The organism is Mesorhizobium sp. FG116 (assembly GCF_057809835.1).
The window spans coordinates 16,605-33,560 of sequence record NZ_JBMDKS010000033.1; the positions used below are offsets into that span (position 1 = coordinate 16,605).

The 16,956-nt window shown below is 61.6% G+C and carries 15 protein-coding genes; 10 read left to right on the forward strand and 5 right to left on the reverse strand.

The window, feature by feature from the left end; translation table 11 throughout:
* Position 1: 1 nt before the first annotated feature.
* Complete coding sequence (gene ccoN, locus ACODTY_RS20545; RefSeq protein ID WP_488996058.1) at positions 2-1,657, reverse strand: cytochrome-c oxidase, cbb3-type subunit I; 1,656 nt, start codon at positions 1,655-1,657, stop codon at positions 2-4.
* A 681-nt stretch (positions 1,658-2,338) separates the two neighbouring features.
* On the opposite strand from ccoN, the gene ACODTY_RS20550 reads away from it, so the two are divergent.
* From ACODTY_RS20550 to ACODTY_RS20575, 6 genes are all read left to right on the forward strand, one after another.
* Complete coding sequence (locus ACODTY_RS20550) at positions 2,339-3,364, forward strand: ABC transporter substrate-binding protein (RefSeq protein ID WP_488996059.1); 1,026 nt, start codon at positions 2,339-2,341, stop codon at positions 3,362-3,364.
* A 72-nt stretch (positions 3,365-3,436) separates the two neighbouring features.
* Positions 3,437-4,939, forward strand: a complete 1,503-nt coding sequence (locus ACODTY_RS20555; RefSeq protein ID WP_488996060.1) for a sugar ABC transporter ATP-binding protein — start codon at positions 3,437-3,439, stop codon at positions 4,937-4,939.
* A gap of 5 nt (positions 4,940-4,944) precedes the next feature.
* Positions 4,945-5,931 carry an ABC transporter permease gene (locus tag ACODTY_RS20560; RefSeq protein ID WP_488996080.1) on the forward strand — a complete coding sequence of 329 codons (987 nt, stop codon included), beginning with the start codon at positions 4,945-4,947 and terminating at the stop codon, positions 5,929-5,931.
* Positions 5,928-6,926 (forward strand): ABC transporter permease, encoded by a 999-nt coding sequence (locus ACODTY_RS20565; RefSeq protein ID WP_488996061.1) that lies wholly within the window; start codon positions 5,928-5,930, stop codon positions 6,924-6,926. The genes ACODTY_RS20560 and ACODTY_RS20565 overlap by 4 nt, the downstream gene beginning before the upstream one ends.
* Positions 6,923-7,942: a LacI family DNA-binding transcriptional regulator gene (locus ACODTY_RS20570; protein ID WP_488996062.1), complete on the forward strand. Its 1,020-nt coding sequence runs from the start codon at positions 6,923-6,925 to the stop codon at positions 7,940-7,942. The genes ACODTY_RS20565 and ACODTY_RS20570 overlap by 4 nt, the downstream gene beginning before the upstream one ends.
* Positions 7,943-7,955: 13 nt before the next feature.
* Positions 7,956-9,200 carry a Gfo/Idh/MocA family protein gene (locus ACODTY_RS20575; protein WP_488996063.1) on the forward strand — a complete coding sequence of 415 codons (1,245 nt, stop codon included), beginning with the start codon at positions 7,956-7,958 and terminating at the stop codon, positions 9,198-9,200.
* A gap of 9 nt (positions 9,201-9,209) precedes the next feature.
* On the opposite strand, the gene ACODTY_RS20580 is transcribed toward ACODTY_RS20575, so the two are convergent.
* The 3 genes from ACODTY_RS20580 to ACODTY_RS20590 all read right to left on the reverse strand — a co-directional run bounded on the left by ACODTY_RS20580 (position 9,210) and on the right by ACODTY_RS20590 (position 11,008).
* Complete coding sequence (locus tag ACODTY_RS20580; RefSeq protein WP_156464948.1) at positions 9,210-9,527, reverse strand: hypothetical protein; 318 nt, start codon at positions 9,525-9,527, stop codon at positions 9,210-9,212.
* Between the two features lie 102 nt (positions 9,528-9,629).
* A complete protein-coding gene (locus ACODTY_RS20585) occupies positions 9,630-10,091 on the reverse strand; it encodes a hypothetical protein (RefSeq protein ID WP_488996064.1) in 462 nt (153 codons plus the stop codon).
* Positions 10,092-10,126: 35 nt separating this feature from the next.
* Positions 10,127-11,008: a LysR family transcriptional regulator gene (locus tag ACODTY_RS20590; RefSeq protein ID WP_488996065.1), complete on the reverse strand. Its 882-nt coding sequence runs from the start codon at positions 11,006-11,008 to the stop codon at positions 10,127-10,129.
* A 139-nt stretch (positions 11,009-11,147) separates the two neighbouring features.
* On the opposite strand from ACODTY_RS20590, the gene ACODTY_RS20595 reads away from it, so the two are divergent.
* Entirely contained in the window at positions 11,148-12,644 is a 1,497-nt protein-coding gene (locus ACODTY_RS20595) for a CoA-acylating methylmalonate-semialdehyde dehydrogenase (RefSeq protein WP_488996066.1), read from the forward strand.
* A gap of 86 nt (positions 12,645-12,730) precedes the next feature.
* Here ACODTY_RS20595 and ACODTY_RS20600 read toward each other — a convergent pair whose 3' ends face one another.
* Positions 12,731-13,390, reverse strand: coding sequence for a GntR family transcriptional regulator (locus tag ACODTY_RS20600; RefSeq protein ID WP_488996067.1), 660 nt, complete (start codon positions 13,388-13,390; stop codon positions 12,731-12,733).
* Positions 13,391-13,491: 101 nt separating this feature from the next.
* Here ACODTY_RS20600 and ACODTY_RS20605 point away from each other — a divergent pair, with 101 nt between their 5' ends.
* The 3 genes from ACODTY_RS20605 to ACODTY_RS20615 are packed head-to-tail and all read left to right on the forward strand — an operon-like array spanning position 13,492 to position 16,688.
* On the forward strand, positions 13,492-14,385 hold the full coding sequence (locus ACODTY_RS20605; protein ID WP_488996068.1) for a dihydrodipicolinate synthase family protein: 894 nt from the start codon (positions 13,492-13,494) through the stop codon (positions 14,383-14,385).
* 28 nt (positions 14,386-14,413) lie between these two features.
* Positions 14,414-15,673 carry an NAD(P)/FAD-dependent oxidoreductase gene (locus ACODTY_RS20610; RefSeq protein WP_488996069.1) on the forward strand — a complete coding sequence of 420 codons (1,260 nt, stop codon included), beginning with the start codon at positions 14,414-14,416 and terminating at the stop codon, positions 15,671-15,673.
* A 13-nt stretch (positions 15,674-15,686) separates the two neighbouring features.
* Positions 15,687-16,688: a 4-hydroxyproline epimerase gene (locus ACODTY_RS20615; RefSeq protein WP_488996070.1), complete on the forward strand. Its 1,002-nt coding sequence runs from the start codon at positions 15,687-15,689 to the stop codon at positions 16,686-16,688.
* Positions 16,689-16,956: the final 268 nt, after the last annotated feature.

A 16,956-nucleotide genomic window follows, 5' to 3' on the forward strand; every position in this document is an offset into this window, starting at 1 on the left:
GTTACTCTCCGGCCTGGACTGCGTCGCGGGCAAACAGCGGGATATCGGCATCTTCCTTGCCCTGCGCCGCTTCGAGCTTGCTTTGGCGGATCGTCATCCAGACGTTGTACGCCGCCACGATGGCGCCGAGCAGGAACAGCAGCCCACCGAAAGCACGAGCGATGTAGTAGGGATGCATGGCAACCAGCGAATCGATGAAGGAATAGGTGAGCGAACCGCTTTCATTGTAGGTGCGCCACATCAGGCCCTGGATGATGCCCGAATTCCACATCGCGAAGACGTAGACGATGGTGCCCGACAGGGCGAGCCAGAAGTGCACCTCGATGAGCTTGGGCGAATACATCGCCTCGCGCTTCCACATCCACGGCACCAGCGCATAGATCGACCCGAAGGTGATCATCGCCACCCAGCCGAGCGCACCCGCATGGACGTGGCCAACGGTCCAGTCGGTGTAGTGCGACAAAGAGTTGACCGGGCGAATGGCCATGAACGAGCCTTCGAAGGTGGAGAGCCCATAGAAGACTGCGGCGACCATCATGAAGCGCAGCGTTGCGTCATCGCGCACCTTGTGCCAGGCGCCGTTGAGCGTTGCCAGCGCGTTGCCGGCCGACGCCCAGGACGGCACCAGCAGCATCACGGAGAACGTCATGCCGAGCGTTTGCACCCATTGCGGCAGAGCCGTGTAGTGCAGGTGGTGCGAGCCAGCCCACATGTAGAAGAAGGTGATGCCCCAGAACGAGATGATCGACAGCCGGTAGGAGAAGATCGGCCTGCCCGCGCGCTTGGGCATGTAATAGTACATCATCCCCAGGAAGCCGGCGGTGAGGAAGAAGGCCACCGCATTGTGGCCGTACCACCACTGAACCATCGCATCCTGCACGCCGGAATAGACCGAATAGCTCTTCGCGGAACCCCACGAGATCGGCACGGCGATGTTGTTGACGATGTGCAGCATCGCAACCACCAGGATGAAGGCCATGTAGTACCAGTTGGCCACGTAGATGTGGGGTTCCTTGCGCCGCGCCAGCGTGCGCAGGTAGATGAGGAAATAGGTCACCCACACGACGACCAGCCAGATGTCGGCATACCATTCGGGCTCGGCGTATTCCTTCGACTGGGTGACGCCGATCAGGTAGCCGCTGGCGGCGACGACGCAGAACAGGTTGTAGCCAAGCAGCACGAACCACGGCGCGAACTGGCCGGGCAGGCGCGCGCGCGTGGTGCGCTGGAGAACATGGAACGAGGTGGCGATGAGCGCGTTGCCGCCGAAGCCGAAGATGACGCCCGAAGTATGCACCGGGCGCAGGCGGCCGAAGCTTGCCCATGCCTGATCGAAGGTAAGGTCGGGCCAGGCCAGCAAGGCGGCAACCCAGACGCCGACGAACATGCCAACCACCGCCCAGGCGATGGACAAAACGATGCCCACCCGGGTGGGGTCGTCATAGTAACGCGACAGGCGGTCCTTGTCGGGCTCCGGCGCGTAGTAGCCGGCCATCACCACAAAGGACAACCCAATGGCGAAAAGCAGGACGATATAGCCGTGCACGGCGATTGGATCGCCGCGCCCCATGGCCGCCATCGCCAGGCCGCCAAGGCCGAGCAGGAGAAGTGTGACCAGCGCATATTGCCGTTCGGATGTCGTCAGTTGCGAGACCATGTCGTTCCGCCTGTGCGAGAAAAGCAATCGATTGCAAGGGAGTTACCTACCCTCGCTAGTCTATGATGAAACCTTGGTCTTTGATCTTGCGCAAGGAACAAAACGTAGCAGCCACCGTCATATGCGACCCTTGACCCCTCGACCGGGACACTTGGTCTCAGGGTCAAACCCACCACGCAAGGTTGCGTTGGTGCGGATTTCGCGGCTGGAAAAGATAAGCGATTGATGACGCTTGCTATCCTTGTCCAGCGGGCAAACCGGCGACATTGCGCCGCGCGCATGCTGCGTTGCACAAAACGCAATGCTGCCATGCAAAAATGAGTCTTTTACCAACCGGTCAACAGGCCTAGCTTCCAATCATCGAATTCCGCCGAGGCCATCCTCCTCCCAGGCCAGAGCGGATACGGTCAGCCTTCACCTCCTCCCGATCGCTGACCGAACCATACGACACCCGCCGGACCTCCTCCCCCGGCGGGTGTTGTGTTTTTGGCTCCGTCCCAACTTTTATCCTGCTTTTCCAGCCTTTTAGCGGCTGCCTGCCGTCGTTTTGGCGGCCGGCCTGACGCGGCAAGTCTGGCGAGGACTCCCAAAATCGTCAAAAACACCCGAAAACAGCCATTGAAATCGATTTCATTTCAATTTAAGCTCCATTTCACAGTTGAGCTTCTGGGAGGATGTTACATGAAAAAAGCGCTTATCCTGTCTGCCGTCGCCGCCACGGCGATCGCCTTCTCCGCCCTTTCTGCCTACGCCAAGGACGTCAAGATCGGCCTTTCGAACGGCTGGGTCGGCTCCGAATGGCGCACGCAGATGATCGACGAGGCCAAGGCCGCCGCCGAGAAGTGGAAGGAAAAGGGCATCAACGTCACCGTCGAGGTGCAGAGCGCCAACGTGGACGTGCCCGGCCAGATCGCCCATGTCCGCAACTTCATCAGCGAAGGCGTGGACGCCATCATCATCAATCCGAACAGCCCGACGGCTTTCGATCCGGTCTTCGCGCAAGCCAAGGAAGCCGGAATCCTGGTCATCGCCACGGACGCCGAAGTGTCGTCGCCTGATGCGCTTTATGTCGGCATCGACCAGAAGGCATGGGGTGCTGCGGGCGCCGAATGGCTCGCCAAGACGCTGAACGGCAAGGGCAATGTCGTGGCCATCAACGGCGTCGCCGGTCACCCAGCCAACGAAATGCGCGTCGCCGGCTACAAGGAAGTGTTCGCCAAGCACCCCGACATCAAGCTGGTCAATGAAGTCAACGCCAACTGGGATCAGGCGCAGGGCCAGCAGGCTATGCAGAACCTGCTCGCTACCTACCCCGACATCAATGGCGTCTGGGTGCAGGACGGCATGGCGGCCGGCGCCTGGAAGTCGATCATGGATGCCGGCAAGACCGGTTCCATCGCGGCCACCGGCGAAATCCGCAAGGACTTCATCGACATCTGGACCAAAGACAAGCTGAACTCCGGCGCCTCGGTCAACCCTCCGGGCGTGATGGCTTCGGCACTTAACGTCGCGGTGCTGATGCTGCAGGGCAAGGAACTGAAGGAGCCTGCAACGGCTGGCCAGTACAAGAACGCCATGTACCTGCCGATCCCCTTCATCGACAGTTCCAACCTTGCCGACGCAGCCAAGGCGCTTGAAGGCAAGCCGGGCTATTATTCCTACACGTCTTCCTTCTCGATCGAAGACGCCGAGAAGCTCTTCAAGTAAGCTTCCTCCCGGGACGGACGCGCGGGTCATTGATTGATCCGCGCGCCCTGCTGCCATCTACGGGACGCTCCAATGATCAAGCTGAAACTCAACGGCGTCAGCAAGGCTTACGGCGCAACGAAGGCGCTTAGCCACGCGGACCTCGAGATAGAAGCCGGCGAAGTGCACGTGCTGATGGGCTCGAACGGTTCCGGCAAGAGCACGCTGTCGAAAATCGTCGCCGGCAGCGTCAAGCCGGATTCCGGCGAGATCCTGCTCGACGGCCAGCCGATCACCATCACCGGGCCGCAATCGGCCAAGTCGCATGGCATCGCGATTTTCTACCAGGAACTCTCGCTCGCCGCGCACCGCACCGTTGCGGAAAACATCAGTCTCGCCAGCCTGCCGTCGCACGCCGGCATCTTTGTCGACCGTGACGTGCTTGAAGAGCGCGCCCAACACTATGTGGCGATGTTCGATGGCGTTACCGGCGACGGCTTTTCGTTGGACGCCGTGATCCAGGACCTGCGCGCCGACCAGCGCCAACTGGTCGAGATCATGAAGACGCTTGCAACCGAAGCCTCGGTCGTCATTTTCGACGAAGCGACGTCGGCGCTTGACCGTGCACAGGTTGAACGCTTCTTCGAAATCCTGCGCACGCTGAAACAGCAGCAGCGCAGCATCATCTTCATATCGCACCGCATGGACGAAATCTTCGCCATCGGTGACAGGGCGACAATCATCCGCGACGGCAAGATCGTCGGGACAACGCCTATTGCTGAAACCAACCCGGGTGAAATCATCACCATGATGGTTGGCGGCCATGACGAAGCCGCCGCAAAGCCGCCAGCGCACGCCGCTCCCACCGGTGCAGCCGCAACTGCCCTTTCCGTGCAGAACCTGACGGGACGCGGCTTCAACGACATCAGCTTTGCCGTGCGCAAGGGCGAAATCCTCGGCTTCGGCGGCCTGCATGGCCAAGGCCAGTCGGCGGTGCTGAAAGCGCTGTTCGGCGCGCTTTCCCCGACATCCGGCAAGGTCGATCTGGACGGCAAGCCGCTCAATCCGGTAACCCCCCGCGAAACCATCCGGCAAGGCGTTGCCTATGTTTCGGGAGACCGGTCCCGTGAGGGTGTCATTACGGGCAGGCCCATTCTCGAAAACGTCATGCCGATCCACTATTTGCGCGACCGCATGGCGCTTGCCCGCCCGGCGGCATCGGCCAGCAAGGCGCTGCCAGCGCTGCAGGCGCTGCGCACAAAATTCGCCGGCCTCGGCTTTCCGATCAGTTCTCTGTCGGGCGGCAACCAGCAAAAGGTGGTGATCGCGCGCTGGCTGATCGACCGCCCTGCCATCCTCCTGCTCGACGACCCCACCAAGGGCATCGACCTTTCCGCCAAGAACGACCTGTTCGCGCTGATCCGAAAACTTGCCGAAGAAGGCATGGGCATCGTGCTCTACGCCTCGGAAGACGCCGAACTGCTCGACAATTCCGACCGCATACTGGTCTTCAACGGCGGCTCCATCCGCCGCGAGCTGACCGGCGCGGATCGCACGCGCTACAACCTCTATCAAGCTGCGTACGAGGCTGCATGATGACGATGGCCTCCGCCCCTGCCCGTCCGCAAAGCCGCAGTGCCCTGAAGCGGGCGTTCGAGCGTTATCCTTTCCTGCCGGCCCTGATCATCCTCGTTGTATTGATGCTGCTAAATGGCTGGTTCCAGCCGCGCAGCCTTTCGCTGGTCGGCGTTACGGGTCTGATCAAGACCTATCTGGCGCTGATGTTTCTCGCCGTCGCACAGACCTACGTCATTTATGCCGGTGACATCGACCTTTCCGCCGGCGCCATTGTTTCGCTGGTGAATGTCGTGATCGTCGCCGTGATGACGGCGATGGGCGGCGACGGGTTGAGCGTCATGGCGGCGCTGGTCATCGGCATAGCGACGGGTCTCGCCTGTGGCCTGATTAACGGACTGGTTGTCGCTGCCTTGCGCTTGCAGGCAATCGTCGCAACCTTTGCAACCTCCATCTTCTTCACTGGCCTGGCGCTCTACATACAACCGGTGGCCGGTACGCCTGCGCCCACCGCATTCTGGCGCACCTATGGCGGACGCATCCTCGAAATCCCGTTCGTGTTCTATGCGGTGGTGGCGTTTGCCATCCTGCTTGTCGTGCTGGTGCGCACGCGCCTTTCGCTCAGGCTGCTTGCCGTCGGCGACGGACAGCAGGAAGCCTACCAAAGCGGATTGCCGGTTACCGCCATCCGCATGGGCGGATATGCGCTCTGCGGCGTGTTCGCAGCACTTGCCGCCTTCTGCATCACCGGCGATACGGCAAGCGGCGACCCGCTCGTTGGCGGCAAGATGACCCTGTTCTCCGTCGCCGCAGTCGTGCTCGGCGGAAGCGCGCTCGCAGGCGGCTACGGCACCGTCGTCGGCTCGATCATCGGCGCACTCATCATCGGCTTCATCAATTCGCTGGTGTTCTTCGTCGGCACACCATCAGAATGGCAAAACCTCGTACAGGGCCTTGCCATCCTGCTGGCCTTGATGACCGGCGTTCTGGTTGGACGGAGGGCGCGCGCATGAGCAACACCGCACCCGCCGCCACGAACAGCATACCGGTAACAGCCCGCGTGGCCGGTTTCGTGAAGCAGCCGCTCGTGGTTGCGCTGATCCTGATCGCAGCCCTTCTGCTGCTGGGTGAAACGCTGTCGCCCGGTTTCGCATCCGGCCAGCAGATCATGCGCCTGCTGATCGTGGCAGCCCTTCTGGGCATTGTTGCCGCAGGCCAGAACCTCGTCATCCTCGGCGGCCGCGAAGGCATCGATCTTTCGGTCGGCGGCGTGGTGTCGCTAAGCGCCATCATCGCCGGCAATTTGATGGCCGGCGAGAATTCCGGCATCCCGCTGGCCATCCTCGGCTGCGTTGCCACCGGCGCTCTTTTCGGCCTGTTCAACGGCATCGGCGTGACGCTGTTGCGCATTCCGCCATTGGTGATGACGCTTGGCATGCTTGGCGTGCTGCAAGGCCTGCTCGTCGTCATCCGGCAAGGCATTCCGTCCGGCCGCGCCTCACCCGGCCTCGCCAGCTTCGTCTCGCAGCCGTTCCTGTTCGGAGTACCCGGCATCCTGTGGCTATGGGTTGCCATCGGGTTGTTCATGGCGTTCCTGCTTGGCCGCACGGTGTTCGGCCACCGCATCTACGCCATCGGCTCCAACGAGCAGGCGGCCTTCATGGCCGGCGTGCCGGTGAAAGTGGTTCGCATCGCTCTTTTCGTGCTCTCTGGCATCTTTGCGGCAATCGCCGGCATCTGCCTGCTCGGCTATTCGGGCTCGTCATTTGCCAATGTCGGCGAACAGTACATGCTGCCCTCGATCATCGCCGTGGTGTTCGGCGGCACGCCGCTTTCCGGCGGCAAGGGCGGCTATACCGGAACGATGGCCGGCGCGCTGCTGCTGGTCATCCTGCAAAGCATACTGGTCACCATCAACATCGATGAATCGGGCCGCCAGATGGTGTTCGGCATCACCCTTCTGGTGTTGATGCTGTTCTACGGCCGCGGCCGTTCGATGCGCGCATGACCGGCCGGCCCAAGATCAAGGACATTGCCGAGCGGCTGGGCGTTTCGCCGGCGACGGTCTCGCGTGCGCTCGCCGATACCGGATTGGTGGCCGAACCTACCTTGAGCCGCATACGCGAAGCCGCGAGCCAGTTGAACTACAGGCCCAATGTCAGCGCCCGCAATCTGCGCACCCGCCGATCCATGGCCGTGCTTCTGGTGGTGCGCGACATCGGCAACCCGTTCTACCTCGACATCCTGAAAGGCGTGGAGGCTGCGGCCCGCGCTGCCGGCTATTCCGTTCTGATGGGCAATGCCGAGAACGACCCTACGCACGAGACCGAGTATTTCGACATGCTGCGCGACGGACATGCCGACGGCATGATCCTGATGACCGGCTCGCTTCCGCCGGAACAAGGTTTTCGTGATCGCTTGCCTGCCGACCTGCCGGTCGTGGTGGCGCTTGAAATGATCGAGGAAGCACGGTTCCCACATGTGCAGATCGACAATGTAGCCGCGGCGCGCCAAGCGGTGGAACACCTGATCGGACTGGGCCATCGCCGGATCGCTCACATTTCCGGACCTGTGCCGGAAGTGATGAGCATCAAGCGCCGGGATGGCTATCGCACCGCCATGCGCGATGCCGGGCTTGCGATACCGGATGGCTATGAGCAGCGCGGCGACTACCTGCTGCAATCCGGCCGCGACGCTTGCCAGCGCTTGCTGTCGCTGGCCGAACCCCCTACCGCGATATTCCTCGCGAACGACGAAATGGCCTTCGGCGCCATCCACGAGCTGCGCCGGCTGGGCCGCGACGTGCCGGGCGACGTTTCCGTGGTCGGCTTTGACGACCTTTACCTTAGCGAGGCGTTTTTCCCGCCGCTGACGACAGTGGCCCAGCCGCGCGCGGAGATCGGCAAGCGGGCCATGGGCCTGTTGCTCGACATGTTTGCCGGCGGCATTGCGCCTGACCAGCCGCTGGTGCTGCCGACCACGCTCAAGATACGCGGCACCACCGCGCCGCCCAAACACCACTGAAAGGACGCCACGAATGACCGACTTGCCGAAAGCAAAACTGCGGGTGGGCTTCGTGGGCAGCGGCTTCATCGCCCATTTCCACCTGAAGGCGATGCTGAACGTGCGCAATGTCGAGGTCACCGGCGTCTATAGCCGCAGCGCCGAAAAGCGCCAGCGTTTCGTCGAACAGGTAGCCGAACTCGGCCTTGGCGAATGCCGCAGCCACGACAGCCTGGAATCGCTGGTGCGCGCCAAGGATGTCGACGCCATCTGGATCCTGTCGCCCAACTACACCCGCCTCGACACCATGCGCGTCATCCATGCCGAAGTCATGGCTGGCCGAAGCGCGGTGATTGCGGTTGCCTGCGAAAAGCCGCTGGCGCGAACCATCGGCGAAGCACGCGAGATGCTGCATCTGGCCGAGGACGCAAAACTCAATCACGGCTATCTGGAAAACCAGGTGTTCTGCACGCCGGTTCTGCGCGGCAAGGAAATCATCTGGCGGCGCGCCGCGTCGGCCACCGGGCGGCCCTATCTTGCCCGCGCGGCGGAAGAGCATTCCGGGCCGCATGAACCCTGGTTCTGGCAGGGCGACAAGCAGGGCGGCGGCGTGCTTTCCGACATGATGTGCCATTCGGTCGAGGTGGCCCGCCATCTGCTCACCGCGCCGGGCGCGCCGCGGAACTCGCTGAAGATCAAGTCCGTCAACGGCACCGTCGCCAACCTGAAATGGACGCGGCCCGCCTACGCCGACCAGTTGCGTTCGCGTTTCGGCGCTGAGGTCGACTACCGCAACCGGCCTTCCGAAGACTTCGCGCGCGGAACGATTTCGCTGGAAGACGAGGACGGCAACGAACTGATGATCGAGGCAACGACCTCATGGGCCTATGTTGGCGCCGGCCTGCGCATCCAGCTTGAACTGCTCGGCCCGGAATATGCGATGGAGTTCAACTCGCTGGCCACCGGGCTTAAGGTTTTCATGTCGCGCGCTGTCACCGGCTCGGAAGGCGAAGACCTTGTCGAGAAGCAGAATGCCGAACAGGGCCTGATGCCGGTGCTGGAGGATGAGCCCGGCATCTACGGTTATACCGACGAGAACCGCCACATGGTCGAATGCTTCCGCAAGGGCGAGAAGCCCTTGGAAACGTTCGAGGACGGTCTGGGCGTAGTCGAGATGCTGATGGGATTGTATCGCTCGGCCGAAATCGGCGAGACGGTGCGCTTCCCCGCGCCCGATCTGGAACACTATGTCCCGGTTGTCGCCCGCAAGGGCGCTTAAGGTTGGCGGTCAGGCCGAACCTATCGGCCTCATCGCCCGCAGATCCTGAACCGGCTTGAAGCGGATTGCGGCCAGCAGCGCCGTGCACAGCACGTCGACGTCCGTCTGTTCGTTGGGACGCCAGTTGCAGGGGCAGGCATTCGGACCTGAATGGGTTTCGGCCACTTCGCGATAGATGGAGCCGACGGCCTGCGCGGCAAGCCGCATGACCGCCATCGGCGGCAAGCCGCTCTGGTTCATGACGCGGCAGAACTCGTTCATGATCGTCGCACGGATATGGGCCTGGGCCTCTTCCTGGCGACGTTCGATCTCCATCATGTTCGACAAGGTTCGCTCCAGCGCCAAGGTGATCGGTGCGGACCGTCATATTAAAGTGGATAAAAACAATCAAGATTAAATTTCAGATTTTTCGATGGGCCTCCAGGACCGCTATTTCACTCCGCACAGCTTGAAAAATTCACGGACCGGATCGCTGGCGCCGTCGAGCGGATATTCCTCGGCACCGTCTTCGACCGTCATGGTCAACGGGCCGGAAGACGTGATCATGTCCTGGAAACGCTTGTCGAGCGGCGTCTTCCCCTCGATGATGAAGAGGTCGTCCATATCGAGCCTCGTACCGGTCGTCGCTACCTGTATTTCGATGTCTCCGGCAGAGAAAAACACCTCGACTTTAACGCCGTTGGTCGCATTGATCGGTTCGTGCTCAATGGTCGCGTCCAGAGCGCCACCCTTGCCGTCGCAGCGGAACGAAAGCGGTGCATAGCCGCTATCAGGCGTTCCATAGATCAGGACAGCCCCTTCGGTCTCCCCCGGCGGGACGAACCATTTGACCTCATCTGCTGAGGCGACGGACGGCGCAAGCAGCAAACCGGCGGCGAAAAGAGCGCTCAATCTCAAGGGGACCTCCTTCGAATGAAACGGCAACCCTACAGGAACAGCGCCCGTTCGCGCTCCACCGCCTTGCTGATGAAGCTTGCCACCGTCTGCACCCGGCGCAACGGCCGCACCGTCTCGTGATAGACCAGCCAATACGCGCGGCGGATGGGTGCGATGATCTCGACTGGCACCAGCTCCGGCATCGAACGGGCAACGAAAGTGTGCAGGATTCCGATGCCTGCACCAGCACGCACGGCTTCTGCCTGGCCAAGTGCCGAGGAAATGGCAAAGGTAGAACGCCAGTCGGCGCTGAATTCGGCCTCGTAGTCGAGCGAAGGGCTGACGATCAGGTCCGGGACATAGCCGATAAGGGTGTGGCCGGAGAGTTCGGCAACGGATTTGGGCAAGCCGTGTTCTTCGGCATAGGAGCGCGAGGCAAAGAGGCCGAGCGAATAGTCGACGAGCTTGCCGGCAACCAGCCGCCCTTCTGTCGGCCTCTCGACCGTAATCACGATGTCGGCCTCACGCCGCGACAGCGAAAACGAGCGCGGCACCGGCACCAGCTGGATCGTCAGTTCACGGTGCTGGGCGGTAAGTTCGCCAAGATGCCGGGCAAGGAAGGCGACGCCAAAGCCATCCGGCGCGCCGATGCGCACGGTACCTGAAATATCGTCGCCCTCGCCTGCCACGGCAGATCGCGCGGCGATGACATCAGCCTCCATGCGTTCGGCGATTTCCAGAAAGCGCTGGCCTGCAGGGGTAAGCTCGCTGCCAGTGGTAAGGCGTCGGAACAGCTTGGCCCTCAGCGCTTCTTCAAGCGTGGCGATCCGGCGCGAAACGGTCGCATGGTTGAGCTCCAGCCGCCTTGCAGCGCCAAGGATCTGCCCGGCGCGGGCCACCGCCAGGAAAACGCGCACATCATCCCAATTCATGGCTGGTATCCATATGCAGAAAATGATGCGCGATACAAGTTCGCTCTACACTAAATGCACAACGGTTGCGTTTCCGCTCACGTTGCCATCGCGAAGGCGAAAGCAGAGAATGCAGCATCGAATTTCTGGGAGCGATAAGATGGATCACTACGGGCACCTAATAGGCGGCAAGCACGTCAAGAGCACTTCGGGACGTGAAGCCGATGTTTTCCAGCCGTTGGACGGCAGCGTGCGCGCCAAGGTGGCGCTCGGCTCCAAGGCCGAACTCGACCAGGCGGTCGCCAACGCCAAGGCGGCACAGCCGGCATGGGCGGCAACCAACCCGCAGCGCCGCGCGCGCATTTTCATGAAGTTCCTGGAACTGGTGGCGCGCGACAATGACGCGCTGGCCGAACTGCTCGCCCGCGAGCATGGCAAGACCATTCCCGACGCCAAGGGCGACATCCTGCGCGGCGTCGAAGTGGTCGAGTTCGCACTCGGCATTCCGCACCTGATGAAGGGCGAATACACGGAAGGCGCAGGCCCCGGCATCGACCTCTACTCGATCCGCCAGCCCCTTGGCGTGGTTGCCGGCATTACGCCGTTCAACTTCCCCGCCATGATCCCGATGTGGAAGTTTGCGCCGGCCATCGCTTGCGGCAACGCCTTCATCCTCAAGCCTTCCGAGCGTGATCCGGGCGTGCCGATGAAACTGGCCGAGCTGATGCTTGAAGCCGGTCTGCCGGCAGGCATCCTCAACGTCGTCAACGGCGACAAGGAAGTGGTCGACGCCATCCTCGACCATCAGGACATTTCCGCAGTCGGCTTCGTCGGCTCCTCGTCGATCGCCGAGTACATCTATTCGCGCGGCTGCGCCAACGGCAAACGCGTGCAGTGCTTCGGCGGCGCCAAGAACCACATGATCATCATGCCCGACGCCGACATGGATCAGACGGTGGATGCCCTGATCGGCGCAGGCTATGGCGCGGCGGGCGAACGCTGCATGGCGGTTTCCGTTGCCGTGCCGGTCGGCAAGGCAACGGCCGACAAGCTGATGGAAAAGCTGATCCCGCGCGTCGAGAGCCTGAAGATCGGACCTTCGACCGATCCGGCAGCCGATTTCGGCCCGCTGGTGACCAAGGCTGCCTTGGAGCGCGTGCGCAACTATGTCGAGATCGGCGTCAAGGAAGGCGCCAAGCTGGCCGTCGACGGTCGCGGCTTCAAGATGCAGGGTTACGAGAACGGCTTCTACATGGGCGGCTGCCTGTTCGACGAAGTGACGCCGGACATGCGGATCTACAAGGAAGAGATTTTCGGCCCCGTGCTGTCGGTGGTTCGCGCTCATGATTTCGAGGAAGCGGTTCGCCTGCCGTCCGAGCATGAATACGGCAACGGCGTTGCCATCTTCACCCGCGATGGTGATGCGGCGCGTGAATTCGCGGCGCGCGTCCAGGTCGGCATGGTCGGCATCAACGTGCCGATCCCGGTGCCGGTTTCCTACTATACCTTCGGCGGCTGGAAGAAGTCCGGCTTCGGCGACCTCAACCAGTACGGCCCGGATTCGGTGCGCTTCTACACCAAGACCAAGACGGTCACCTCGCGCTGGCCGTCGGGTGTGAAAGAGGGTGCAGAGTTCGCCATGCCGACGATGAAGTGACATCAGGGTCGCTTGACAAGAAACCAAAACGGGACGGCGATTGCCGTCCCGTTTTTCATTTGGCGATCATTCTAAGGCGGCACGCATCAGCGCGTCGCCGCTGCCTCGGCCAACGAACGCAACAGGCTCATGAGGCGGTCCGCATTTGCGGCGGCGGCCTCTTCGTCACCGTCCAATATGGATTGGATTAGAGCGACATGGTGGGCCGCGGAATCCGCAAGACCGGTATCGGCCCTGTAGCGGTACCAGAAGCGGCGGCTGTGCGTCTGCAAAGGCGCTGCGACGCGAGCGGCGAAGACATTTTCGGCCGCAAGCGCCAACGCCTCGTCCATCGCCTTGTCGGCACCGAGGAAGGCCAGCACGTCGCCAGCAATGACCGCCTTCTGCATGGAAAGCGCGGCTGCATGGAAACGGTCCGCAGCCTCGCGCGTGACAAAGCGCGCAGCGGAACGGGCAAGGACGATTTCAACGCCACGGCGCGCGTCGATGACCCGTAACCAGTCACCGGCATGAAGTGCAGCGACTGCGATGCCGGCACGAGGCCTGACCTCGAGCAGACCCTCCCATGCCAACCGTTGGATCGCCTCGCGCACAGGAGTGCGGCCAAGCCCGAGTTTATCGATGATCGAACCCTCGGTGACGAAACCTCCGGGCGAGAGTTCCAGCGTCACGATCATGCGCTCCAACGCATGATAGGCCCTGGCGGCTGCAGGCTCGGAACCTGTGCTTTCCTCGGTCAATGCCAATGAAATCTCCTTGATATGTTTCTGATATATCACAGCCAGATTCACATTGACAGCCTTGCCCAATATAGATATACATCTGATATATCAGATGGAGAGCTGCGATGTGGACCGGAGTCATTCCCGCCGTTACGACCAAATTCACTGAGGACGACCGCCTCGACCACGCCGAGATGGAACGCTGCTTCGGCTTGCAGATGGACGCTGGTTGCGACGGCATCATTGTGGCTGGCTCTCTCGGTGAAGGGCCGATGCTCTCGCACGACGAAAAGATCGAGGTCTTCAAGACGGCGCGCAAGATTGCCGGCAAGAAGCCGGTTCTGCTCACCATCAATGAGGCAGGTACGCGCGAAGCGGCCAGCCTCGCCAAGCGAGCCGCCAAGGAAGGCGCCGACGGCCTGATGATCGTGCCGAGCCCCATCTACCACACCAACCCGAAGGAAACGGTGGATGCGCTAAAGGCAGTCGCCGCTGCCGGTGGCCTGCCGGTGATGATCTATTCCAACAGGATTGCCTACCGTGTCGACGTGACCGTGGACGACATGGAGGAATTGGCCAAGGACAAGCTATTCGTGGCCATCAAGGAATCCTCCGACGATATTCGCCGCTCGACCGAGATCATCAATCGGTTCGGCAATCGGTTCGACCTCTTTACCGGCGTCGACAACCTCGCCTTCGAAGCACTGGCGATTGGCGCTGTCGGCTGGGTCGCCGGACTCGTCGTGGCCTTCCCGCGTGAGACCGTTGCCATCTACCAATTGATGAAGCAGGGCCGCCGCGATGAGGCGCTCGCCATCTACCGCTGGTTCCGCCCGCTACTCGATCTCGACGTCTCGACCTATCTGGTCCAAAACATCAAGCTTGCGGAAGTGCACGCCATCGGCACAAATGACCGGGTCCGCATGCCGCGCCAACCGCTATCGGGCGACCGCCGCAAGGCGGTGGAAAAGATCATCAAGGATGCACTCGCTGCCCGCCCGAAGCTGCCGAACTTCTGAACGCGGATACCGGGCTGCCAAGAAGCAAATGTCCGAGCCTGAAAGAACAGAAAATCTCGATGTCGCCATCATCGGTGGCGGCATCATCGGCATTTGTATCGCTGCATTTCTGGCGGAAGCCGGCCGCAGCGTCACCGTTTTCGACCGCACCGGCATTTGCGAAGAGACAAGCTCAGGCAACGCCGCCGCCTTCGCCTTTTCAGATGTCCTGCCGCTTGCCCAGAAAGGCATGATGCGCAATCTACCGAAGTGGCTCGCCGATCCGCTCGGGCCCTTGGCTATCCCGCCCGCCTATCTGCCAAAGCTGGCGCCATGGCTGTGGCGCTTCTGGCGCGCCGGCGCTCCCGAAAAATACGATACCGCACTCTCCACCCAAGCTGGCATGATGAAGGTAGCCGAGGCCGAATGGCTCGCCCTCATGGAGCGGTCCGGCACACGATCCATGCTGCACGAAGACGGCTCGCTTGAGCTTTACGAAAGCGAACCTGAGTTTCAGTCGTCGCTCTCAGGTTGGGCCGCGCGCGACCGCTTCGGCATCGAATACAGGCACGTCGAAGGCAAGGACTTGGCGGACCTGCAACCAGGGCTATCGCCGCGTTTCATCAAGGGAACGTTCGTCCCTGGATGGAAGACGGTCGATGACCCGAAACTGCTCGGTAAGGCGATCTGGACCTACGCCGAAAGCATGGGCGCGAAGTTCGAGCAGGCCAATATTACAAGCGTCGCCGCCAACGATGTCGAAGCCGTACTCGAACTTGCGAACGGCACCCGCAAAAGGGCAAGGGAGCTCATCATTGCCGCAGGAGCATGGTCGCATCTACTCACCAGAAACCTTCACGACAGTATCCCGCTCGAGACGGAGCGCGGTTACAACACGACGCTGCCGAAGAGCGCCTTCGACGTGAAGCGCCAGTTGATCTTCTCGGGCCACGGCTTTGTCATCACGCCGCTGGCGGATGCTTTGCGCGTCGGTGGCGCGGTCGAGCTGGGCGGCATCAAGCGCGCGCCCAACTATGCCCGCGCCAAGGCGCTGCTCGCCAAGGCAAGGCAGTTCCTGCCCGGGCTGGACCCGCAGGGCGGCCGAGAGTGGATGGGCTACCGCCCCTCTCTACCAGACTCGCTCCCGGTCATCGGCAAGGCGCCAAGCGCGCCTTGTGTTACCTATGCTTTCGGCCATGGCCATCTCGGCCTCACCCAGGCCGCAGCGACGGGGCGGCTGGTGCGCGACCTTATTCTGCGGCAGGCTCCCGCTATTGACCTGACGCCTTTTTCTCCAAGCCGCTTTTAACGAGGACAACAAAATGGCGCGTCACTCCTTCTTCTGTATAGACGGCCATACCTGTGGCAATCCGGTACGCCTCGTCGCCGGCGGCGGCCCACGCCTTCAGGGTTCCACCATGATGGAGCGGCGCGCGCATTTCCTCGCTGAATATGACTGGATCCGCACCGGCCTGATGTTCGAGCCGCGCGGCCATGACATGATGTCGGGCTCTATTCTCTACCCGCCGACACGCGACGACTGCGATATCGCAATCCTCTTCATCGAGACGTCCGGCTGTCTGCCCATGTGCGGTCACGGCACCATCGGCACAGTCACCTTTGCCATCGAACATGGCTTGGTGCAGCCGAAGACGCCGGGAACACTGCGCCTCGACACACCGGCCGGGCTGGTCATTGCCGAGTACAAGCAGGTTGGCGAGCACGTTGAGGAAGTGCGCATCACCAACGTGCCGTCATTCCTCTATGCCGAGGGCCTGACGGTCGAGTGCCCCGTGCTGGGCGAGATCAGCGTTGATGTCGCTTATGGGGGCAACTTCTACGCCATCGTCGATCCACAAAAGAACTACCGCGATATGGCGGACCATTCAGCCGGCGACCTCGTTGCCTGGAGCCCGGTGGTGCGCCAGCGCCTGAACGAAAAGTACAAGTTCGCCCATCCGGAAAATCCCGGCATCAACCGACTCAGCCATATGCTTTGGACCGGAGCCGCGACACACCCGGAAGCCGACGCACGCAACGCCGTTTTCTACGGTGAAAAGGCGATCGACCGCTCGCCATGCGGCACCGGCACTTCGGCCCGCATGGCGCAGTTGCATGCCAAGGGCAAATTGAAGGAGGGCGACAACTTCATCCATGAATCGATCATCAGTTCCCTGTTCAAAGGCAGGGTAGAAAAAGAAGTTTCAGTGGCCGGCAAGCCGGCCATCATACCCTCTATCGGCGGGTGGGCCCGCATGACCGGATTGAACACAATTTTCATTGATGATCGCGACCCGTTTGCACACGGATTTGTCGTCAAATAGTCTTTAAGACACAATGAAGCCGCCACACAGAGGACAAAAACGACTAATCCTGACTATCTGTAGCCATGCAACAATCCATCAAAGCCAGGTAGGTAATCGCAGTTTTCTTCGAATTAAGGTGGGTAGGCGCCTGGAATCGTCAATGACATTGCGTTGTGCCAATGATAGGTTCCGCGCCAGTCCAGCAACCAGTTGCACCTCGCGATGGATGCCCGGAAGCACCTTCAAAGTCGCAGCGTGTGACGTGAAAAATGGAGTTGCAATCCGG